This window comes from Arthrobacter sp. CMU6 (assembly GCF_059090205.1).
Map to the genome: position 1 here is coordinate 1 of NZ_JBNHFL010000004.1, position 21,686 is coordinate 21,686.

Sequence of the window (21,686 nt, forward strand, 5' to 3'; positions counted from 1 at the left end):
CCGCGGACCCATGGTCCGCGGCCGTCGCCTTTTCGTCTTAGCGGTTTGCCAGGCTCAGCACAATCTGCACAGCAGTGCCGCCACCCTCGCGGGGCTTCCACTGGATGGTGCCTCCGAGTTCGCTCATGACTAGCGTCCGGACAATCTGAAGCCCGAGCCCCTCCACGTGCGGCGTCTCCGGCAGGCCAACGCCGTCGTCCGCCACGGTGACGGTGAGCAGTTCCTCGCCGTCGTCGCCGGCCGAACGGTCGGCAAGCAGCCACACCGTGCCCGTGCGTCCCTCCAAGCCATGCTCAACAGCGTTGGTGACGAGCTCGTTGATCACCAGTGCCAGCGGCGTCGCGAAGTCACTGGGAAGCTCGCCGAACAAGCCCGAGCGCTGCGTCCGCACCTGCTGGGACGGTGAGGCCACTTCTGCGGAAAGTCGGAATTGGCGTCCGATGAGTTCATCGAAGTCAACGCTCTGGGTCAGGCCCTGCGAGAGCGTCTCGTGCACGAGGGCAATCGTTGCCACCCGGCGCATGGCCTGTTCCAGCCCCTGCTTTGCCTCGTCGCTGACCATTCGGCGGGACTGCATGCGCAGCAGCGCGGCAACAGTCTGCAGGTTGTTCTTGACCCTGTGATGGATTTCACGGATGGTGGCATCCTTCGTGACCAGCTCCATTTCCCGGCGCCGCAGTTCGGACACGTCACGGCAGAGGACCAGTGCACCGAAGCGCTGCTGCTCGTCGCGGAGCGGGATGGCGCGCAACGACAGGCTGACGCCGCGGGATTCAATCTCGCTGCGCCACGGCATCCGCCCGGTAACAACGAGCGGCAGCGTCTCGTCCACCATGCGGCGGTCCTTGAGCAGGCCAGCCGTGACCTCGGCCAGCGAGCGCCCCTCGAGTGATTCGCCGTCGCCGAGGCGCCGGAACGCCGAGACCCCGTTCGGGCTGGCGTACTGCACGATCCCCTCGGCGTCGAGGCGGATCAGACCGTCGCCCACTCGCGGGGCGCCGCGGCGGGAGCCGGTGGGCGAGGCGAAGTCCGGCCAAAGCCCCAGGGTACCCATGCGCAGCAGGTCATAGGCGCACTGGCGGTAAGTAAGCTCTAGCCTGGACGGCATCCGTGAGCTGGAGAGGTCCATGTGGGAGGTGACCACCGCCAGGGTCCGGCCGTTCCTGACCATCGGCACGGCTTCGACCCGCAGTGCCATGTCGCTGCTCCAGTTCGTCTCACTGGAACGCTCGATGGTGCGGCTCTCCCACGCCTTATCCACCAGCGGCCGCAGGTCCGACCGGATGCCCTCCCCGACGAAGTCGGCGTGGAAAACCGTATGGGTCGTGGAGGGCCTGACGTGTGCCAGGGCAACATAGCCGTGCTCCGGATGGGGGAACCACAGGGCCAGGTCGGCAAACGCGAGATCGGCCACCATCTGCCAGTCGCCCACCAGGAGGTGCAGCCACTCGGCATCCCCCGGCCCGAAATCAGCGTGCTCCCTGATGGGGTCCGTAAAGATTGCCACTGCACCTCCAGATTTTCGACGGCAGGACCGGGGTCCTAGCGTCGGACGATTGACCTCAAGAGCCTCAATGCTACCGAGAGCGAAGCCATGTCGTCCGCTTCGAGGGCGTTGACCTCATCGAACATGGTCTTCGCACGGCTCAAATGTTCCGCATTTAGCTGCTCCCAGGCCCTGAGCCTGTCCTCGGCCGGCGATCCTTCGTCGGTCGAGTCCAGGACCGCCGTCGTCATGTCTGAGACAGTCGAGTACAGGTCGTCGCGCAGCGCCGCGCGGGCCAGCGCCTGCCAGCGGTCCTTCCGCGGCAGGGAACTGATCCGCTCCAGGAGGGAGTCCACGTGGAACCGGTTGAACACCGTGTAGTAGACGTTGGCGATGTCCTCGACCGGTTCCTTGCGGCTGTGCGCGATTTTCGCAATGTCCAGCAGCACGAAACTCTCGAACAGCTCGGCCCAGCGGTGGCCCAGGTCTTCGGGCAGGCCCCAGGACCGTGCCTTCTCGAGCCAGGAGGCAACCCGCTGGTGGTCGTCACCGCGCAGGTAGTCCAGCAGCCGGGCCCGCATGGGTTCCATCGGCGGCTTGAACTCGGCGACGATGTCGGCGATGGGCCGCGACGCGCTGCCCTGGGCCAGGACCCAGCGCACCGAACGGTCCAGCAGCCGCCGGATATCGAGGTGGACGGTGCTCCAGTGCTCCGTGGGGAATGACGCAGGCAGGTCGTTGAGCTCGGACACCATGACGTCGAGTTCGTAGATTTCCCGCAGTGCCACGAAGGCCTTGGCTACGGCCACCTCGCTCGCGGAGGTCTCCTCCATGGTCCGGAAGGCAAAGGTGATGCCGCCCAGGTTGATCATGTCGTTGGCTACGACCGTTGCGATGATCTCCCGGCGCAGCGGATGGGTGTCCAGTTCGGCGTCGAATTTCTCCCGGAGCTGAACCGGGAAGTACTGCCGCAGCGTCGCGCGGAACCAGGGGTCGTCGGCCAGGTCGCTGTCGCGCAGGGCCGTCGCCAGTTCGATCTTGGCGTAGGCGGCCAGCACCGACAGTTCGGGCGACGTGAGGCCCTGCCCCTGCTCCAGCCGTTCACGCAGGACAGCGGTGGACGGCAGTGCCTCCAGGTCCCGGTTCAGGTCCGCCGTCTTCTCCAGCCAGTCCATCAGCCGCTCGTAGCTCGGGCTCCATTCCGCGACCTTCTGGCGGTCGTTCAGGAGCAGGATGTTCTGGTCGATGTTGTCTTCCAGGACCAGCCGCCCCACTTCGTCGGTCATCGCCGCAAGGAAGTCCGAGCGCTCGGCTGCGTCGAACTTGCCAGCAGCCACCATCCGGTCCACGAAAATCTTGATGTTGACCTCGTGGTCGGAGCAGTCGACGCCGGCGGAGTTGTCGATGGCATCGGTGTTCAGGATGACGCCCTGCAGCGCCGCTTCGATACGGCCCCGCTGCGTCATGCCGAGGTTTCCGCCCTCGCCCACAACCTTGACCCGAAGGTCACGGCCGTCCACCCGTATGGCATCGTTGGACTTGTCACCCACCATGGCGTGCGTCTCGGAACTGGCCTTCACGTAGGTTCCGATGCCGCCGTTGTACAGCAGGTCGGCGGGTGCCAGCAGAATGGCACGCAGGAGTTCGGGCGGACTCAGCTGCGTCGTGTCCTCGGGCAACCCCAGCGCGGACCGGACCTGGGCAGAAACAGGGATCGACTTGGCCTGCCTCGGGTAGACCCCGCCGCCTTCACTGATCAGGCTCTTGTCGTAGTCATCCCAGGACGACCGGGGCAGCTCAAACAGCCTCTGCCGCTCTGTGTAGGAGGTTGCCTCGTCCGGGTTCGGATCGAGGAAAATGTGCCGGTGGTCGAACGCCGCAAGCAGCCGGATGTGCTTGGAGAGGAGCATACCGTTGCCGAAGACGTCCCCGGACATGTCGCCGACGCCGACCACGGTGAAGGGTTCGGACTGGGTGTCCAGATCCAGCTCGCTGAAGTGCCGCTTGACCGACTCCCATGCACCCCGGGCCGTGATGCCCATTGCCTTGTGGTCATATCCCACCGAACCGCCGGAGGCGAAGGCGTCGCCCAGCCAGAATCCGTAGTCCGCTGCCAGTCCGTTCGCAATGTCAGAGAAGGATGCCGTGCCCTTGTCGGCTGCAACCACCAGGTAGGAGTCGTCGCCGTCGTGCCGTACAACGTCCGACGGCGGGACGAGCCGCTCGCCGTCGGCTCCGGTGACGATGTTGTCAGTGATGTCCAGCAGTCCGCGGATAAACGTCTTGTAGCTTTCAACGCCCTCCGCCATCCAGGCCGACCGGTCTTTGGCGGGATCCGGCAGCCGCTTGGCGAAGAAGCCGCCCTTTGCGCCCGTAGGAACGATCACGGCATTCTTGACCGTCTGCGCCTTGACCAGCCCCAGGATCTCGGTGCGGAAGTCTTCCCGCCGGTCCGACCAGCGGAGCCCGCCGCGGGCCACCTTGCCGAAGCGCAGGTGAACGCCCTCGACCCGGGGAGAGTAAACCCAGATTTCGAACATGGGCCGCGGGAAGGGCAGACCGTCGATGGCCGCGGGGTTGAGCTTGAAGCTCAGGTGCGGCTTGTCCTGGTAGAAGTTGGTGCGCAGCGTTGATTCGATCAGGTTCGTGAACGTCCGGAGGACGCGGTCCGCGTCCAGCGTCGCGACCGCTTCGATCGATGACGACAGCTCAGTGCGGACCTTTTCCTGCCGTTCGGTCCGCTCCAGCTCGGTCAGCGCCGGATCGAAGCGCGCCTCAAACAGGGCACTGAGACCGCGGGTGACGTCCGGGTTGCCCAGCAGCGTGTCCGCCATGAATTCGAAGGAGTTGGTGTTGCCCATCTGCCTCATGTATTTGGCGTAGGCCCGGAGCACGATGATCTGCCGCCATGTCATGCCCTCGCGCAGCACGAGCCGGTCGAAGCTGTCGGATTCAACGGCTCCCGAAACGGCTGCCCCGAACGAATCCGCCAGCAGTTGCCCAGTGGACACCGGATCCACGCCGGCCGGGTATTTCAGGCCGAGGTCGTACAGGAAAAAGTCCCGGCGGTCCGCGGTCTCGATCTCGAACGGTCGCTCGTCCAGCACCTCCAGCCCCAGATTATGGAAGTAGGGAAGGATCTGGCTCAGGCTCTTCGGCTCCAGCATGTACAGCTTGACCCTGGCGTCCTCCTCAAGGGTGGCGCCGGCGCCCTCGGGAAGATAGACATGGACTCCCGGCCGTTCCTGCCGGGCGCCAACCGCGCGTTCGGCTGCAGCCCCGTACTGTTCAAAGCGGGCGATGTCCTCGAGTGCGTCCTCGACTTCGTAGTCGACGCGGTAGGTTGCCGGGAAGGCCTCGGCCCAAATGGCCGCCAGCTCGTTGGCCCCGTCGTCGGCGCTGCGTTCGCGGAGTACCTCGGCGATCCCTTCACTCCAGGACCGGGCGGCACGGACGAGCCGCTTTTCCAAGGCATCGGTGTTGACGTGGCTGACGTCCGCGCCCTTGGGTAGGCGGATCCGGAAGAACAGGCGGGCGAGCGCCGACTCCGTCATCCGCGCCTCATAGTCAATGGACTCAGCGTGGAACGTCTCGCGGAGTTCCTGCTCAATCCTCAGCCTGACGTTGGTGGTATACCGGTCGCGAGGGAGGTAGACGACGGCGGACATGAACCGCCCGTAGATATCCGGCCGGAGGAAGAGCCGGGTCCGGCGCCGTTCCTGCAGCCTCTGGATTCCTGTTGCCGTTGCGGCGAGGTCGGGAATTTCGATCTGGAAGAGCTCGTCACGGGGGTACGTTTCCAGGATGCCCAGAAGGTCCTTCCCGGAGTGCGAATCCGGCGGGAAACCGGCGCCGCGCAGCACGGCCTCGACTTTTTCCCGGACAATCGGGATGTTGCGCACGGAACCGGTGTAGGCGCTGGTGGCAAACAGTCCGATGAAACGCTGTTCACCGTTGACATTGCCGGCAGCATCGAAGCTTTTCACGCCGATATAGTCCAGGTACGCAGGCCGGTGCACGGTCGAGCGGGAGTTTGCCTTGGTGATGACCAGGGCTCGCTTTTCACGGGCCTTGCGCCTGCCCGCGTCGGTGAGGTGCTGCACCTGATGCGTATCGTGGTGCGCCCGCAGCAGACCCAGGCCGCTGTCCTCGCGCAACTCCAGGACATCCTCGCCCTCTTTGTTGACCAGGTCATATTCCCGGTAGCCGAGGAACGTGAAGTTGCCCTCGTCCAGCCAGCGAAGCAAATCCTGCGCCTGGCGCAGCTCTGCGATCTGTGTGGGATTCGCTACCTTATCCAGGTCCTGGGCGATCTGCAGTGCCTTGTTGCGCATTTTCGGCCAGTCTTCGACGGCGGCCCTGACGTCTCCTAGGACCCGCTCCAGCCCCTTCTGCAGCTGCTCAGCGGCCTCATCACTGGCGCGGCCGATCTCGACGGCAATCCAGGACTCCATGTGGGACGCGTTGTCGCCCTGGGCAATCAGGTTGGACAGGACAGGCAGCGCCGCAGTGTCACCGCTGGAAATACCGATGCTGGACGGGACCCTGTCCACCTTGACGAGCTCGTTGGTTTCGCGGTTGCGCGTGACCACGAACATTGGGTGCTGCACGAGGTGGATGGCCGAATTCTGACGCACCAGCTCGGCGTTGACTGAGTCCACCAGGAAGGGCATGTCGTCCGTGACGATGTACACAACGCTGCGGTCGCCCTCAGGAACGATTGAGATGTTGGCCGTGCCGGGCTGGCGTTCAAAACCCACTGCGCGGTGGGTCCCAGCCCGCGCCATCAGCAGCTCGTGCGGGTAAGCGCGCGCGTCCTCCTCAGCCAGATGCTCGTAGTAGTCCGCAAAGAAGCCTTCCTCGGCTCCGATTGAACGGGACTGATCCTCCACGCTGGACCCAGACGACATCGACACACGCCTCCATCAAACAGTTTGCGGCTGCTTCCTTGCAGCCCTCACCGTGAGCCTAGTCCGTCAGCCGACGCCTTGCTGTGGAGGAGAACACAGAGGATCGGCGTTTTTGCTGGACAGGTGCACAAACCAGATCGGCAATCGCCGAGCGCAGCCTCGATTCCGGCGCCGATTCCAGCAATAACGACCCCGAAAGCAGCGCGGCGTCGGTTGCGCCCGGCTCCCACGGGAGGAAGGCCTTAATGCCCGTCGATGGGCCGAAGCGGTCCCACGCCTCGCGGAGCTGACGTTCGGGCGAACGGCCCACAACTGAGGCCCGCACCTTGTTGAGCACCACCTCGGGACAAACCCCAGGCAGGGAACCCTCGAGTTCCGCCAGCCCCCTGACAAGGCGGGGAACACCAACTGGATCGGCCGAGCCAACAGCGATCACGGTGTCGGCGAGCTCAAGGCTCCTGAGTGTTGCGGCGTTCCGCCGCGGTGCCATGGTGTCGAAGCTCAGTTCCTCGTCCGCCTCGAGGCAAAAGCCGGCATCGACCACGATGACGTCAGCTACTTCCCGTGCCCGGTCCAAAACAAGCGCCAGCGCGGCCGCCCGCAGCTCGGTCCAGCGGTCGGCCCGGGTTATGCCGGTCAAAACCCGGAAGGTTCCTGCCGTGGCAGCAACCGGTACGGCGACCCGGAGCAGGGCCTCCCGGTCCAGGAGGCCCTGGTCGGCCAGCCGGCAAGCCTGTGCCAGACCCGCCGCTTCGTCCAGGAGCCCAAGGACTCCGGCAACGCTGGCCCCATAGCTGTCGGCGTCGACCAGCAGGACTGATTTGCCCTGCGCAGCCAGCTCCCCTGCAATGTTGACGGCAACCAGGGTTCTGCCAGGGGCCCCGGCCGGCCCCCACACCGCCAGGAGCCGGCCGGTTCCGGCAACCGCCGGCTCCGGCTCGGCGTCGACAGTCTCCGGTCGCAGGGCAGCACCGGCATCCGCGAACCCAGTGCTGTAGGCGGGGCCGGCGCCGGAGTCCAGTCCTGGCCTACGCGAGCCCGCATACCTGCTGACCGCATCGGCAATACACTCCGCCAGCGCTGTGGACTCAACGGCCGAGGGCGCTGCAGTAACTCCAATGCCGCGAAGCCTCAACCGCTCCTCGGGGCTGTCGGTCAGGGCAATGATGACGACGCCGACGGCGGCGAGCCTGTCCACTAGCGAGGCAGTCAGATCCGGACTTCCCTCAGCAACAACGGCCGCCCGGGCCAGCCCGCTCTGGCACGCGGCCAACAGTTCTGCGAGCTCCGTGCAGCGCCGGACTACTGTGACTGGACCGTGGAGCCGCTCCAGTCCACCAACCAGGTCTTCCTGCGACTCGCCGACGGTGACGACCGGGATGCTCACTTGGCTGACCCGCCGGGATTCCACACCACGGAGATTTTGGCCTCGTTGGCCTGCGCGCCAAGAAGCGAGGCCATCTGCGCGTCCCCCACCAAAACCATCAGAACCGTGGACTTCGACGCACCCAGCGCGGTTGATCCGTCTGAGACCGCCGCGATTTCCGCGCCCGGGAGCAGCAGCTTCGGTTCGGCAAATCCGTTCCGGGCGTCAGGCATGGAGACCCAGACGTCGACCCGGGTACCCGCCACAGCCTGCTCAGGCAAGGCCTCCTGAACCGTAATGGCCACCGGTTTGCGGTCCAGGGCGTCAACACTGCCCAGGCTCTCACGGGGAACCAACTGGTCCTTGGCGATCCGCTGGACCGCCACCTGCCCTTCCGGAATACCTGATTCCGCCGTGACATAGTGCGCTTCAACGTCGCCCAGGCGCACCTTGACCCGGCTGATGTTTTCCGGAGTGAGTTTCTGGCCGACGGCAATTGGCTCACGGGCGGCAAATACCTCTGTGGTGCGGTCCGCGCTTCCGACGAGAGCAACGACACCAACGACAGAGGCGAGCACAAGGAGCACGCCCACCAGAAGCCTCGGGTCCTTCCAGGAAGGCTTCTTCAGCCGGGCTCCGGTGGCCGCCGTGCTTGCACTCATGCGTACTGTTCCCCCTTGACGCCTGGGCGCTTCAATCGCGCCGGTCATGATCATTGTTACGGCATGCCTGGCCGATCGGAAAGGGATTCAGACAAACAACATCAAACTGTGGATAACGGCACCACGCGAGCCCAACGGTGGCACAATTGGACTATGCCCCGATTCCTTACGCTTGCAGATGTAGCCGAGCAGCTTCAGATCAACGCACCGGCAGCGTATGCCCTCGTCCGGAGCGGCGAACTGAAGGCGATCCAGGTGGGCGGCCGCGGCCAGTGGCGTGTCGAGGAAAAGATGCTCGAGCAGTACATCGAAGAGCGTTACGCCGAGGCAAGCCGCATGATTCAAGAGGCGAAGTCCAAGTCCGCCTAGGCACGGGAAGGTCCTCGTCCAAGTCCGTCTAGGCACGGAAAGGTCATCAGAGTTCCGCGCCGCGCCGTGAGCGGAGCGCGCCCAGCGCCTGAAACGGGACCGTTACCACCTCGGAAACGCGGCCGGCCCTGCGCGCTTCGCCGGGCAGCGTCATAGCGAGGTCAAAAAAGTCCCGCCCGACGCGGTCAATCACGCCCGGGAGCTGCACATCCGGTGACAGGCATGCCAGCAGGACGGTGAGTTCAGCCCTGTCCCGTGCCAGCCCGCGCAACGCGCTGGCAAGGCCGAGTTTCCGGCGCACAGGGGATGCCTCGCCTACCGCGAACCGGCCGAGTCCGGTGTAGCGACCGACGGCGGCGTATGGAATGAGCACCTGGTGTGCCGCCTCGTCTATGACCAGGCTTTCGGACCCCGCATGGCTGAGCGTGCCTGCAAAGAGGAGCCCCGAATGCAGATGGACGCGAACGTGGCAGCCCAGGGATCCACGCAGCCTGTCATCGAGCGCGATGGCAGCCGAGTCGGCCCGGGAGCGCTCAGCGATCTCGGACTCCAGGCCCAGAACCCCGGCTTCAGCAAGCTGCAGCTCAAGATCATGAAAAAGCGCATTCCATCGCATGGCGACAGCGTAGGCGCGGTCGCGGGGGCGGTCAATTGATCCAGAAACTTTGCTATCCCCATGGACAATGAGGGGAGATCTGGCGCAAACTGGCTTCACCGGCATCAAACGAATCAAACTGCATCAAACTGCATCAAACGGACTGGTTGGGGGAAGTCGTGACGGAGGAAGTACAGCGCCCGGTGCGCGCAGAAGCTGTTCTGGCGGTTGCCATCCTCGGGCTTGGAGTCTTTCTGGCCTTCACTGGGGCGGGGATAGTCGAACGTTGGCGACAGTCCGCTGCACGCCAGCAGTCCTTGATCTTCGATGACCTGCTTGGCCTGCTGGCCCTCGCCGCCGGGCTGACGGTCATCGCCTGGTGGCTGCTGTCCCTGGTAACCGCCTTTGCATCGGCGCTCCTGGAACGGACCGGGCACCATGCAGCTGCCCGTGCCACGGGCCGGTTCAGCCCCGTTTTCATGCGCCGACTTGCGTTGGCCGCGGTGGGCGTGCAGCTCCTCGGCGCGCCGCTCGCCCATGCCGATGCATTGCCTGCCGCCGCCTTTTCCCCGGGCAACGGATCGTCAATTTCCGCAGCATGGGCGCCCCTGACCGACAGGCGGCCGGACCTGCCCGCCGGCGATTCCGCGGACTCCGGAATCATCGAAAGATCCGGTGCGGAGGGCAACGGGCTGCAGCCGCAGTGGAAGCCGCGCGTCCCGGTTGTGGAACCCGGTCTCGTGACCCCATTGCCGGCCAGGGCAATGGCTGAGCCGGCCAGGGCCCGCAGCGCGGTAGCCGTCCGTGCCGGCGAATCACTCTGGACCATCGCCGCACGCGAGCTGGGGCCCGGTGCCTCTGAGGTGGAAATTGCAGCCCGATGGCCGCTCTGGTATCAGGCCAACCGGACACTCATCGGAGCCGATCCCAGCGTACTTCTCCCGGGCCAGCTCCTCAGCCCGCCGCCGCTGTAAGCGGCGCCGGCATGCTTTGCTTCCGCGTCACCTGCTCGCGGCCGCCCTCATGCGGCCTTCCCAAACCAGTTCCCATCGAAGGACCGATCATGACTGCAGTAACTCCAATACGGCGTGCAGGAAGCGCTGTTCTTGATACCCGCCCGGCCGCACCCGTCCGCACGGCAGCGGCCCCCTCGTATCCTGGCGACACGCAAACCCCGCCCGCGCAAAGCCGGCCCGCGGAAACCCGCCCAGCGGAAACCCGGCTGGCGACAGCTCCCGGCCGCGGGGACGAGGCGCGCGAAATATGCGCCATTACCAGGGCCACGGTCCAGGCCGCCATTGAGGTCCTGGCGGGAACGAGGCCCATCCACCAGTTGGCGCGGCGGCTGGACCAGCGCTGCCTGACCGTGCTCCAGCACCGGGCGGCCCTCACCCGGCGGGTGGCCGCCCGGGCTCCCCGCAAGATGGGGCTGCTCCACCGCAACGCATCAGTCCGCTCGGTCCACGCCTGCGCGGTGACGCCTGACGTCTACGAGGCCAGCGCGGTGGTGATCGATGAACTGCGGGTCCGGGCGGTCGCCGTCCGGCTCGAACGCAGCAAGAACGTCTGGCGCGTGACCGCACTGGAGATTGGCTAACGCGAAAGCAGGAAGGGACCGGAGCATGAGCTCCGGTCCCTTCCTGCTTTATCCGCGGGCTAGCGCTTTTTCTTCTTCCCGTCACGCCGCTCCTGCGAAGCGGCCTTGGCGGGGTTGCCCGAGCGGCCCGTAGCGCGGCCTTCGATCCGGGTCTCGGCTCCGCCGTCTTCCCGGGGCGCGGTGTACTGGAGCTGCGCGGGCTTCTCCGGCGCCTCAAGACCGGCGGCCCGGATCTGCGGCTCGTGGTGTTCGGTGTGGCCTCCGGCGGCATCGGCAACCACGACGTCCTCGGCCGGGGTGACCTCCACCTCGAGGTTGAAGAGGAAGCCGACGCTCTCCTCCCGGATGGCTTCCATCATGGACTGGAACATCGTGAAGCCTTCACGCTGGTATTCCACCAACGGATCACGCTGGGCCATGGCGCGCAGGCCGATGCCCTCCTTGAGATAGTCCATCTCGTACAGGTGTTCCTGCCACTTCCGTCCGATGACGGAGAGCACAACACGCCGCTCGAGTTCACGCATGCTCTCGGAGCCGATCGCCTCCTCGCGTGCCTGATACACCAGCTTGGCATCCGACATGATTTCTTCCCTCAGGAACTCCGCGGTGATGCGCGACTTGCCGCCAGCCTCGTCGATGACATCATGCGGCGTCACCGTGACGGGGTAAAGCGTCTTGAGGTTGGTCCAGAGCTGGTCGAAGTCCCAGTCGTCGCCGTTGCCTTCAGCCGTCGCTTCGTCGATCAGTGCGTTGATGGTGTCTTCCAGGAAGAACTGCACCTTTTCGTGAAGGTCGTCGCCTTCGAGGATCCGGCGGCGGTCGCCGTAGATGGCTTCGCGCTGCCGGTTGAGGACGTCGTCGTACTTGAGGACGTTCTTGCGCTGCTCGGCGTTCCGGCCCTCGACCTGCCCCTGGGCCGAGGCAATGGCGCGCGAGACCAGCTTTGATTCCAGCGCCACGTCGTCGGGCACGGAGCTGTTCATCAGCCGCTCCGCGGCACCCGAGTTGAACAGGCGCATGAGGTCGTCGGTCAGCGAAAGGTAGAAGCGGGATTCGCCGGGGTCGCCCTGGCGGCCCGAGCGGCCGCGGAGCTGGTTGTCGATGCGCCGGGATTCGTGGCGCTCAGTTCCCAGCACATACAGTCCGCCCAGGCCCAGGACTTCCACGTGCTCATCCTTGACGGCCTTCTTCGCAGCCTCCAGCGCCCCAGGCCACGCGGCCTCGTACTCGTCCGAGTTTTCCTCAGGATCGAGTCCGCGCTGCGCCAGTTCGGCAATCGCGGTGAACTCGGCGTTGCCGCCCAGCATGATGTCCGTGCCGCGGCCGGCCATGTTGGTGGCGACAGTAACAGCACCCTTGCGTCCGGCCTGGGCCACGATGGCGGCTTCACGCGCGTGGTTCTTGGCGTTCAGAACCTCGTGGCGGATGCCTTCCTTCGCCAGCAGGCGAGAGAGGTACTCGCTCTTTTCGACGCTCGTGGTGCCCACCAGGACCGGCTGGCCCTCAGCGTGGCGTTCGGCGATGTCCCGGACCACGGCCTCGAACTTCACGACCTCGTTCTTGTACACCAGGTCGGACTGGTCGATGCGCTGCATGTCGCGGTTCGTGGGGATGGCCACTACGCCGAGCTTGTACGTGCTCATGAATTCGGCGGCTTCGGTCTCGGCCGTGCCCGTCATGCCGGAGAGCTTGTCGTACATGCGGAAATAGTTCTGCAGCGTCACCGTGGCGAGGGTCTGGTTTTCAGCCTTGATCTCGACGCCCTCTTTGGCTTCGATCGCCTGGTGCATGCCTTCGTTGTAGCGGCGGCCGGCCAGAATACGGCCGGTGTGCTCGTCGACGATAAGGACTTCGCCGTCGAGGATGACATAGTCCTTGTCCCGCTTGAACAGTTCCTTGGCCTTGATGGCGTTGTTGAGGAAGCCAATCAGGGGCGTGTTGGCGGATTCGTAGAGGTTCTGGATACCGAGGTAGTCCTCAACCTTTTCGATGCCGCTTTCGAGTACGCCGACGGTCCGCTTCTTCTCGTCGACTTCGTAGTCCTTCTCTGGCTGCAGGCGCAGGACAACCTTGGCGAACTCGCTGTACCAGCGGTTGGTGTCACCCTGGGCCGGGCCGGAAATGATCAGCGGCGTACGGGCCTCGTCGATGAGGATCGAGTCGACTTCATCGACGATCGCGTAGTTGTGGCCGCGCTGGACCAGTTCGGACTTGTCCCAGGCCATGTTGTCGCGGAGGTAGTCGAAGCCGAACTCATTGTTGGTGCCGTAGGTGATGTCGGCAGAATACTGCTCGCGGCGGACCGACGGGTCCTGGTTGGCGAGGATGCAGCCGCTGGTGAGCCCCAGGAAGCGGTAGACGCGGCCCATGAGCTCGGACTGGTATTCGGCCAGGTAGTCGTTCACGGTGACAACGTGCACGCCCTTTCCGGTGAGGGCATTGAGGTAGGCCGGAGCAGTGGCCACCAGAGTCTTGCCTTCACCGGTCTTCATTTCTGCGATGTTGCCCAGGTGCAGTGCGGCGCCACCCATGAGCTGAACATCGAAGTGCCGCATCCCGAGCGTACGGGAGGACGCCTCGCGGACTGCGGCGAAGGCTTCCGGCAGGAGGTCGTCAAGCTTCTCGCCGTCTTGGTGGCGTGCGCGGAGCCGGTCGGTCTCTTCGCGCAGTTCCGCGTCCGAAAAGGTTTGGAAGGAGTCTTCGAGGGCATTAATGGAATCGGCATAGTTCCGCAGTTGCCTCAGGAGCTTTTTGTCACCTGTGCGGAGAATTTTTTCGATTAGTGATGCCACGTGAAGTTGCTCCCAGTCTCATGCTGCCGAATTCTGGCGTGATTTAGTCTACGGGAGAGACGCATGGCACGTTGCCCTGTTCCCTCAGAGCGGATAGCTCCCTCACAGCGGATAGCCGTTGACTGCGGCCGCGACCGCGGGGGCAAGATCCCCCACCGGCAAGACGGCCACCCCGTCCAGTCCCAGCCAGCCTGCCATCAGCTGCAGCTCAGCAGCGAGTTCTACGGCGGTGTCCGCCGGAGCGTCCGGTTCACCGAAGCACGCCTTGGCAAGCAACAGGCCCGCGGCCCGGTCTGCCTTAAGGTCCACCCTGGCTACAATGCGGTCGCGGAGCAGGAACGGAAGCACATAATAACCAAAGCGCCGCTTGGCAACCGGGGTATAAATCTCGATGCGGTAATGAAATCCGAAGAGTTCCTCGAGCCTGCGCCGTTCAAACACCAGCGAATCGAAGGGGCTGAGCAGTGCCCTCCCGGAAGCCTGGCGGGGCAACCGCGCCTGGGCGTGGCGGTACACCTTCCGGTCCCAGCCTGCCACGGTCACCGGTTCCAGGTTTCCGGCATCAACAAGGCGCTGAACCGAGTCCGCGGCTGCCTTTACCGGAGTCCTGAAGTAGTCGGCGAAACACCGCACGGTCCCGATCCCGTGGGCCTGCGCCGCAGCATCGATGAGCCGGTCCATGGCGGCCGAGGGGTCGGGGACCGCGTCGAGGTCATGCCCGGGTAAAACCTCGCGGGTCAGGGCATACTGCCGTTCGAACTGGTCCGTCCTTGACGCCGACGAGACAACTCCCTCCTCAAACAGGTGCTCCAGAACCCGTTTGACGGCGTTCCAGTTCCAGCCCCAGTTGACGTGCTTGCGGTCTTCCACGTGCCCAAGCTTGGCGGTGAGTTCGGCGGCGGTCATCGGCCTGCCCTCGGCGAGAGCATCAAGGACCCGGCCCGTTACGCCGGAGCGCAGCCCGGGGTCCATCCCAGCAGCCCCAACCCACTTGCGGTTCTGCCATACCACCAGGTCCAGGAAGTGTTCCGGGCGGATGTAGCTGGCTTCGTGGGCCCAGTACTCCAGCATTCGCCGCGGATGCCGACCCGCCATTTGCTGAAGGATGGAGCGGTCATAGTCGCCGAGCCGGGAAAAGAAGGGGAGGAAGTGGCTCCGGGCCAGAACGTTGACGGAATCGATCTGGACGAGTTGGATCTCGGCAAAGGTCCGGCCCACCGCCCGTGAGGTCACGGGTCCGGCGGGCCGTCCTTTGTCCAGTCCCTGGGCTGCCAGTGCGATCCGCCGTGCCTGCGGGAGGCTCAGCGATGCACCCATGTCAGCCCTTTCGTTGCCTGGGCTCCATCTTAGGCAGTTGCGGCCGCATCGTCCGAGCGGTACGCAAGGATTTTCTCCTCATGCGTGTTCTCGCCGGGTTCGCAGTAGTGGTCCAGGGTGATAACCCCGTATGTCCAGCCGCGGCGACGGTACACGACCGATGGAGCGTTCGTGGCCTTGTCCACGAAAAGGTAAAAGTCGTGACCGATAAGTTCCATGTTGTCCACGGCGTCGTCAAGGGTGAGGGACGCGGCCGGGAACACTTTGCGCCGGATCAGCACCGGCGAGTCGCCGGCGGGAATGTCGTTGTCGACGTCGTACGGCGATTTCTCAGCCGGTTCCGGAGCGCTCTGGGTGTTGTTGCTCGCTTCCACGTAGATCGGCTGGTTGGAGCTCGCGGGCTCCAGCGTTGCAGTTGCCTCCCGTACGGCCTTGGGCGTATGCCGCCCGTGGTGGACCTTCTTGCGGTCCTTGGCCCTGCGCAGCCGCTCAAGCAGCTTGTTGTAGGCGAGGTCGAACGCGGCGAACTTGTCTGCGGCGCTTGCTTCGGCACGGATCACGGGGCCGCGGCCCAGGACTGTCACTTCAACCGTGAGCTGGTCACCGGTCTGCCGCGCATTTGTTTCCTTTGAAACCTTCGCGTCGACCCTCTGGACCTTGTCCCCAAGCGATTCGATCTTCGAGATCTTCTCGCCGGCGTATTCGCGGAATCGGTCCGAGACCGTCAGATTTCGTCCGCTGATCATGAACTCCATGGTGCCCTCCAAATGACTTCGGTGACACGACGGCGGCACTTCCGGGGGACGATCTGATTGACAGTCGAGCCCCTTTCCGAGCCGCTATCGAAAGGTACAACTGATCTTGGTACCCATATCCGACGTTAGTTCATAGCAACAAGTTATTCATCCTTTCGCAGTTTATTTTTTTCTATGTCTCAGGTAGGCCACAGGCAGTCCCCAGGATCCCCAGACTGCGCCGGGACTGGGGCCGCATCGGGTGCGCGGGTGGCAGCAAGGACCACGGCGCCGCGCACGATTCCGCCGGCTTCGTGGATGGCCCGGGCGGCTTCGGCCAGGGTGGCGCCGGTGGTCAGGACGTCGTCGACAATGATGCACTGCCTTCCCCGCAGGGAGTGTCGGCGGGCTCCGCGCGCGGCGCGCATGGAGCCGCGGACCCTTCGGGACCTGTCTCCCCTGCCGAGTCCCTTCTGGCCTCCGGACAGGCCAACTCCCGGCAGGCCACCTCCGGCTCCGCGGTTGCTGACTTTGCGGAGTGCATCAGAGCATCCGACGTGATGGTCGTTGAAGCTCCGCCCGCCGCCGGCCAACAGCAAGTGAACGGGACTGAACCCGCGTTTCCGGTAGGCGCTGCCGCTGGTTGGGACCGGAACCAGGACCACGCCGTCCGTTCCCGCATAAGCTGCGGCAAGCGCGCGGGCGAGTACCTTGGACAGCACGCTTCGCAGCTGACCCTGGCCGTGGCGCTTAAAGGCAAGGATGGTTTGTGAGAGCTCCTCGCGGTAAATGCCTGCTGCGACCACCGGCAGGATCACGGAGCCGTCGGTGTCCACGAGCGCCGGCGCCCCGGTCTCCGCCCGAAAGGGATGCCGGGTGAGCATCCGGAGCCTTCGCTCGCAGCCGACACACAGCGCCAGATCCTCCTTGCCGCAGCAGACGCATTCCACGGGGAGCGCCAGGGCCACGATGTCGGCCGTAGCCCCGGCCAGCAGGTCCCAGGCCTGCAGGAGGCGCTGCCGGTGCTCCCCGCGGTGGCGCGCGTGCCACAGCGGCTGGGCCAGCAGATCGGGGTCCTCCCCAGTGCGCCGTCCGTCGCCAGTCCTATGACTCCCCACGATTCAAGGGTGCGGCACCGGAGCCGGCCGGCAAAAGGGTTGCGGTCGCCATGTGGAAAACGCCGCGAGCAGAAAGCACCGGAGGACGGTCAGCCGGGGAAGGACGGGTCCGTGGGTCCCCTGAGCTGCGCCGACCATCCGTTGCCGAGCCGCTGGAAGATGCCGTCCCGGGACTGGGCATAAATCTCCTCAGGACCGTTGCCGGCGCTGAGGGCAACCAGGCCCGGCCACGGTGCAAGCTTCTGCGGCTGGGGCGAGGTGAGCGACAGCAGTTCGGGTGTGACATTCGCCGTGCCGTCCCCCTTCATAACCACGGCCGTGGTGTCATTCACCCACACGCCCTGGTCCGGATTGCCGCTCGCCTGCAGCGTGATGGGCGCGGTCAGCTCCTTGGGAGTGCCGTCAGCACCCCGGATGATCCCCGTCACCTGCACCCGCGTTGTGCCGTTCTGCTCGGAGATGACCAGTGCCCGGACACCTTCCCGGGAAACCCGGAAGTCCTTCACCGTGCGGCCGGCCAGCCAGGACGGCGTCAAAGTTACCGAAGGCACCGCCGCGCCCTGGGCTATCCCGGTGGGCCGGAAGGCGGTCAGCTCCGTGACGCCCTGGGCCCCCGGCCCCGCGGTCCACACCCAGTCGTACAGGCTGAACGACGGGTGTGTCAGCGTGCTGCGGGTGGTCAGGGCACGCGCGGGCTGGCCGGGCACCATTGAGTAGAGGGTGCTGCGGCTGCCGTTCAGGAACGCCACCGTCTGCGAGACGGGCGACTCGGCCGGCGACCGCGGTTTCAGGGCAACCACCGGCTGCATGTCGGGCAGCGGTGACACCCTGTTGTTCTCATACCGCACCAGCTCGTTGTTGCTGACGGCGATCTGGCGCGCGGGCACATTCCTGTTCTGGACCGGCGGCAGCACGGAGCCGTTGTCCTCAACCCGGACGAGGTCCTGGTTGGCCCTCAGCTCGACGTTGATCACGTCCGGCTGGCTGCGGAAAGTGAGGGCCAGCTGTGTCTGCATCCTGAGCCGGTCCTCGGTGGACGCATCGGTCAGCTCCTTTGCCGACAGGTCCACCTGGGCTGCGCCCGACACGACCGGCACCGACTCCCTGGCAAGCTTCATGCCCGACGGGAACGCACTGACGACGGCGCCCTTCAGGTACGGGGCGGGTCCGCCGAGCAGGGCGCTCGTCATGGATTTCACTGTCTTCTTTTTAATGAACCAGCGGACATCCGGAACGGCATACGTGAAGCTGGGGTCGTAGAAATAGATGGGATAAGCGCCGTAGATGACCTTGAAGGTCTCCTCGGGAATGGCGGTGCCGTCGGGGATCTTGGAGATGCGCCATTCGCCGTCAACCTGCACCAGCGTCACGGGGATGTTTTCCTTGGTGCCTTCAGGCATCTGGGTGGCGACGCCGTCGGAATCCACTGAGTACGCGACGTCCAGTTCGTAGTTGTAGACGCCCTCGACGCCGGTCTTCACCACGCGCTCGGAGCGGAATACCAGGGTTCGCTGGTCCGGTTTCCACGCTACCGAGGAAGCCTGCGTCAAGTACTGCCGCGCCACGGCATAGTCGTCCTCATACCCGCTGCCCGCCAGGTAAAAGTCCTCAATGACCGCTTCGGGGCTGGACCCGGTACGCGGAGCTACGGGGAAGAACACGGGGGCGTTGGGATTTCCGGCGCTTTCGTCCGTGCTCCTTCCAACGGGACCGGAGCGCGGAATCTGGGCGCAGGATGCCAGGAACAGCAGAATGAGGGCCAGCAGCGCCGCGGCCAGTCCGCGGGCGCCCGGCCGCACCCGGCTCACGAACGCTCCCCCGTGCGCGCTGCCTCCGGTGTGCCCGCCCCGGCAGCTGCAGAAGGCCCGGCGTCCGTCGCCGGCGCAGCGCCAGAGCCGAAGCCATCCTCTGCTGCCCGGTCCGCGGCAGCCGACTCCCCGGCAGTGGAACCCGTCGGAACGGAGTCCTCGGGGGCTGCGGGGGCACCCGGGCCCAGGACAAGGACACTGTGGTCGCCGGGGCTGCCGAGCCCCACGTCCGCAGGCTCAAGCGGCAGCGGCGACTTGGTAATGGTTCCGCCCTGTTTGAGCGGCAGCGTGAGCCTGAAGCTGGAGCCGACGCCGGTGTTTCCCCAGGCCTGCAGCCAGCCGTTGTGCAGTTTGGTGTCCTCGGTCGCAATGGACAGGCCCAGCCCGCTGCCGCCCGTGGTCCGGGCCCGGGCAGGGTCGGCGCGCCAGAAGCGGTCGAACACCCGCGCCGCCTCGGCGGGACTCATGCCGATTCCGTGGTCCCGGACGGTGACGGCGACGGCGTCCGCGTTGGAGGCGACGGAGATATTGACGGGCCGGCCTTCCCCGTGCTCGAGGGCGTTCAGAATCAGGTTCCGCAGGATCCGGTCGATGCGGCGGGAGTCCATTTCCACCACGACGCTGCCTTCGGGCGCACTCAGCGTCATCTTCGAACCGTACTCTTCGGCGACGGGGACCGCGCCCTCCATCACATGCGAGATGAGCTGGACGATGTCCGTAGCCTCGGCATCGAGCATGGCGACGCCGGCGTCGAACCTGGAGATTTCCAGCAGGTCCGCCAGCAGGGACTGGAACCTCTCCACCTGGTTGTAGAGCAACTCAGCCGACCTCTTGTTGATGGGGTCGAAGTCGTCCCGCGCGTCGTACAGCACTTCTGCGGCCATCCGCACTGTGGTCAGCGGGGTGCGAAGCTCATGGGACACGTCGGAAACGAACCGCTGCTGCATCTGTGACAGCGTGGCCAGCTGCGTGATCTGCTCCTGCAGGCTGGCTGCCATGTGATTGAACGACGCCCCGAGGCGTGCCACCTCGTCCTCGCCTTTGACCACCATCCGTTCCTGCAACTGGCCTGCTGCCAGCTTTTCCGAAACCACGGCGGCGTGGCTGACGGGGCTCACCACGTTGCGCGTGACGTACCAGGCGATGGCGCCGATCATGAGGATCAGTGCTGCGCCGCCGGCCCAGAGGACATTCTGGATTTCGTTCAGGGTCCGCTGCGCGGTGTTGAGGTCGTAGATCAGGTAGAGCTCATAGACAGTGCCGTTGAAGGTCACCTTGTTCCCGACGGCGATGCCTGGCCGGTCTTCGGTCCCCACCGGGAATTCGGTGGACGCCCAGAACTGTTCCTTGCCGGAATCCTGGACTGCCTTCCGGAGGTCCGGCGGGATGACGCTGATGGTCAGTTGGTCGGATGCGCGCGACTCCACCCACCGGTTGCGGGGTTTGGTCTGTTCGGGCATCGCCTCGAACACGTAGCGGCGCTGGATCACCGAGCCCCTGCCCTCCACGGCGTTCAGGGTGTCGTAGACGAGGGTGATCACGCTGGACTGGTCGGTGACCTGGGCGCCGTCGAACGTGTCCTGCACCTGCTTGACGTTGTAACGGGTCTCGGATTCCGCCTGCGTCAGCCGCTCTTGGAACAGGTTGTTGGCAATCTGGTTGGACAGGTAGGCGCCGACGATCGCGAACGAGCTGATGGACAGCAGCAGGGTGGTCAGGACGGTGCGGAACTGCAGCGACCGGCGCCAGCGCCGCTGCAGGGAATGCAGCAGATACCGGATGCCGGGAAAGATACGGTCGACGCCGGTCCGCACCAGGCGGGCGACCCGCAGCACGACGATGAGGGCGCGGCGCCGCCAGATCCGGGCCTGCGAAGGCAGCCGTGCCAGCCCGGCGCTAAAGGCGTCGGTGTGCTCCGGAACCGGATGGGGACCGGGCTTGCGTGAACCGTCCGCATGCTCCGCCGCGGGAGCGCTTCCGGGTGTTTCGGAACCGGATCCCACGGGCGTCTCAGGGGGATTCTGGCCCTGGGGTTCAGGACCCTGCTTTGTAGCCGACACCACGAACCGTCATTACAACTTCCGGGGCTTCCGGATCACGTTCAATCTTGGACCTCAGCCGCTGGACGTGGACATTGACCAGCCGGGTGTCAGCCGCGTGACGGTAACCCCAGACCTGCTCCAGGAGCAGTTCACGAGTGAAGACCTGCCAGGGCTTGCGCGCCAAGGCCACCAGGAGATCGAACTCGAGCGGGGTCAGCGAAATCCGCTCTTCCCCGCGGCTCACGAGGTGGCCGGCGACGTCAATGGTGATGTCCGCGATGCGCAGCGTCTCGGGCGCCTTCTGGTCACCGGGGCGCAGGCGCGCCCGCACCCGGGCAACAAGCTCCGCCGGTTTGAAGGGCTTGGGCACGTAATCGTCGGCACCTGACTCCAGTCCCCTGACCACATCGGAGGTGTCCGACTTGGCCGTCAGCATGACGATCGGGACGTCCGACTCGGAGCGGATCTGCCGGCAAACCTCGATGCCGTCCGTTCCCGGCAGCATCAGGTCGAGCAGCACGAGATCCGGCTTTGACGAACGAAAGACGTCCAGAGCCTGTCCGCCGTCCGCGCAGAAGACGGGCTCAAAGCCGTCGTTGCGCAGGACAATGCCGATCATTTCTGCGAGCGCCTCGTCATCATCAACCACCAGAATGCGTGCCTTCATAGTTATATATTCCCTTATTGGTGTTGCTTTGTCTTATTGATGGAGTTTTCGGCGGGGCGCGTGCCGGGGCACCGGCCACGGCACACGTGGTCTGCACCGGGCGCCAACCGGCCCGGAAGCTAGGATGCCCGACGGCGGAACTATAGTCTGGAGGTGCCTGGCCGTTGGCCGGTGCGCACCGTGGGGAGGAACAGGTTGTCAGAGCAGGATCCGCAGCACCCGC

General features: G+C 65.3%; 15 protein-coding genes. 3 read left to right on the forward strand and 12 right to left on the reverse strand.

Annotation, left to right across the window (positions count from 1 at the left end; genetic code table 11):
• Positions 1-37: 37 nt before the first annotated feature.
• The 4 genes from AC5RWD_RS03605 to AC5RWD_RS03620 are packed head-to-tail and all read right to left on the reverse strand — an operon-like array spanning position 38 to position 8,424.
• Positions 38-1,507, reverse strand: coding sequence for a sensor histidine kinase (locus AC5RWD_RS03605; protein ID WP_494018732.1), 1,470 nt, complete (start codon positions 1,505-1,507; stop codon positions 38-40).
• A gap of 35 nt (positions 1,508-1,542) precedes the next feature.
• Positions 1,543-6,396, reverse strand: a complete 4,854-nt coding sequence (locus tag AC5RWD_RS03610; RefSeq protein ID WP_494018895.1) for an NAD-glutamate dehydrogenase — start codon at positions 6,394-6,396, stop codon at positions 1,543-1,545.
• Between the two features lie 58 nt (positions 6,397-6,454).
• Positions 6,455-7,783 (reverse strand): CpaE/TadZ family protein, encoded by a 1,329-nt coding sequence (locus AC5RWD_RS03615; protein ID WP_494018733.1) that lies wholly within the window; start codon positions 7,781-7,783, stop codon positions 6,455-6,457.
• Entirely contained in the window at positions 7,780-8,424 is a 645-nt protein-coding gene (locus AC5RWD_RS03620) for a hypothetical protein (protein ID WP_494018734.1), read from the reverse strand. The genes AC5RWD_RS03615 and AC5RWD_RS03620 overlap by 4 nt, the downstream gene beginning before the upstream one ends.
• Before the next feature lie 153 nt (positions 8,425-8,577).
• Between AC5RWD_RS03620 and AC5RWD_RS03625 the strand changes: the two genes are divergently transcribed.
• Positions 8,578-8,793, forward strand: coding sequence for a helix-turn-helix domain-containing protein (locus tag AC5RWD_RS03625; RefSeq protein ID WP_494018735.1), 216 nt, complete (start codon positions 8,578-8,580; stop codon positions 8,791-8,793).
• A gap of 46 nt (positions 8,794-8,839) precedes the next feature.
• Here the strand turns inward: AC5RWD_RS03625 and AC5RWD_RS03630 are convergent, their stop codons facing one another.
• On the reverse strand, positions 8,840-9,409 hold the full coding sequence (locus tag AC5RWD_RS03630; protein ID WP_494018736.1) for a hypothetical protein: 570 nt from the start codon (positions 9,407-9,409) through the stop codon (positions 8,840-8,842).
• Positions 9,410-9,567: 158 nt separating this feature from the next.
• Between AC5RWD_RS03630 and AC5RWD_RS03635 the strand changes: the two genes are divergently transcribed.
• Both AC5RWD_RS03635 and AC5RWD_RS03640 read left to right on the forward strand, forming a co-directional pair.
• The gene (locus AC5RWD_RS03635; protein WP_494018737.1) at positions 9,568-10,362 is read left to right on the forward strand and encodes a LysM peptidoglycan-binding domain-containing protein; all 795 of its coding nucleotides are present in this window, start codon (positions 9,568-9,570) and stop codon (positions 10,360-10,362) included.
• An 89-nt stretch (positions 10,363-10,451) separates the two neighbouring features.
• Positions 10,452-10,985 (forward strand): Rv3235 family protein, encoded by a 534-nt coding sequence (locus AC5RWD_RS03640; RefSeq protein ID WP_494018738.1) that lies wholly within the window; start codon positions 10,452-10,454, stop codon positions 10,983-10,985.
• A gap of 59 nt (positions 10,986-11,044) precedes the next feature.
• On the opposite strand, the gene secA is transcribed toward AC5RWD_RS03640, so the two are convergent.
• The 7 genes from secA to mtrA form a co-directional block, all read right to left on the reverse strand.
• Positions 11,045-13,777, reverse strand: a complete 2,733-nt coding sequence (gene secA, locus AC5RWD_RS03645) for a preprotein translocase subunit SecA (protein ID WP_494018739.1) — start codon at positions 13,775-13,777, stop codon at positions 11,045-11,047.
• Positions 13,778-13,879: 102 nt separating this feature from the next.
• Complete coding sequence (locus tag AC5RWD_RS03650; protein ID WP_494018740.1) at positions 13,880-15,094, reverse strand: winged helix-turn-helix domain-containing protein; 1,215 nt, start codon at positions 15,092-15,094, stop codon at positions 13,880-13,882.
• Between the two features lie 29 nt (positions 15,095-15,123).
• Positions 15,124-15,849 (reverse strand): ribosome hibernation-promoting factor, HPF/YfiA family, encoded by a 726-nt coding sequence (gene hpf / locus AC5RWD_RS03655; protein WP_494018741.1) that lies wholly within the window; start codon positions 15,847-15,849, stop codon positions 15,124-15,126.
• Between the two features lie 179 nt (positions 15,850-16,028).
• The gene (locus tag AC5RWD_RS03660) at positions 16,029-16,946 is read right to left on the reverse strand and encodes a ComF family protein (protein ID WP_494018742.1); all 918 of its coding nucleotides are present in this window, start codon (positions 16,944-16,946) and stop codon (positions 16,029-16,031) included.
• Positions 16,947-17,035: 89 nt separating this feature from the next.
• The gene (locus AC5RWD_RS03665; protein ID WP_494018896.1) at positions 17,036-18,745 is read right to left on the reverse strand and encodes an LpqB family beta-propeller domain-containing protein; all 1,710 of its coding nucleotides are present in this window, start codon (positions 18,743-18,745) and stop codon (positions 17,036-17,038) included.
• A 5-nt stretch (positions 18,746-18,750) separates the two neighbouring features.
• Positions 18,751-20,643 (reverse strand): MtrAB system histidine kinase MtrB, encoded by a 1,893-nt coding sequence (gene mtrB, locus AC5RWD_RS03670; RefSeq protein WP_494018897.1) that lies wholly within the window; start codon positions 20,641-20,643, stop codon positions 18,751-18,753.
• A gap of 145 nt (positions 20,644-20,788) precedes the next feature.
• Positions 20,789-21,463: an MtrAB system response regulator MtrA gene (mtrA, locus tag AC5RWD_RS03675; protein WP_494018743.1), complete on the reverse strand. Its 675-nt coding sequence runs from the start codon at positions 21,461-21,463 to the stop codon at positions 20,789-20,791.
• Positions 21,464-21,686 lie beyond the last annotated feature (223 nt).

Bases quoted from the DNA above. Each gene is read 5' to 3' on its own strand.
- mtrA (WP_494018743.1), bottom strand. From the start codon at position 21,463: ATGAAGGCACGCATTCTGGTGGTTGATGATGACGAGGCGCTCGCAGAA.
- AC5RWD_RS03625 (WP_494018735.1), top strand. From the start codon at position 8,578: ATGCCCCGATTCCTTACGCTTGCAGATGTAGCCGAGCAGCTTCAGATC.
- AC5RWD_RS03650 (WP_494018740.1), bottom strand. From the start codon at position 15,094: ATGGGTGCATCGCTGAGCCTCCCGCAGGCACGGCGGATCGCACTGGCA.
- hpf (WP_494018741.1), bottom strand. From the start codon at position 15,849: ATGGAGTTCATGATCAGCGGACGAAATCTGACGGTCTCGGACCGATTC.
- AC5RWD_RS03640 (WP_494018738.1), top strand. From the start codon at position 10,452: ATGACTGCAGTAACTCCAATACGGCGTGCAGGAAGCGCTGTTCTTGAT.
- AC5RWD_RS03620 (WP_494018734.1), bottom strand. From the start codon at position 8,424: ATGAGTGCAAGCACGGCGGCCACCGGAGCCCGGCTGAAGAAGCCTTCC.
- AC5RWD_RS03630 (WP_494018736.1), bottom strand. From the start codon at position 9,409: ATGCGATGGAATGCGCTTTTTCATGATCTTGAGCTGCAGCTTGCTGAA.
- AC5RWD_RS03610 (WP_494018895.1), bottom strand. From the start codon at position 6,396: ATGTCGTCTGGGTCCAGCGTGGAGGATCAGTCCCGTTCAATCGGAGCC.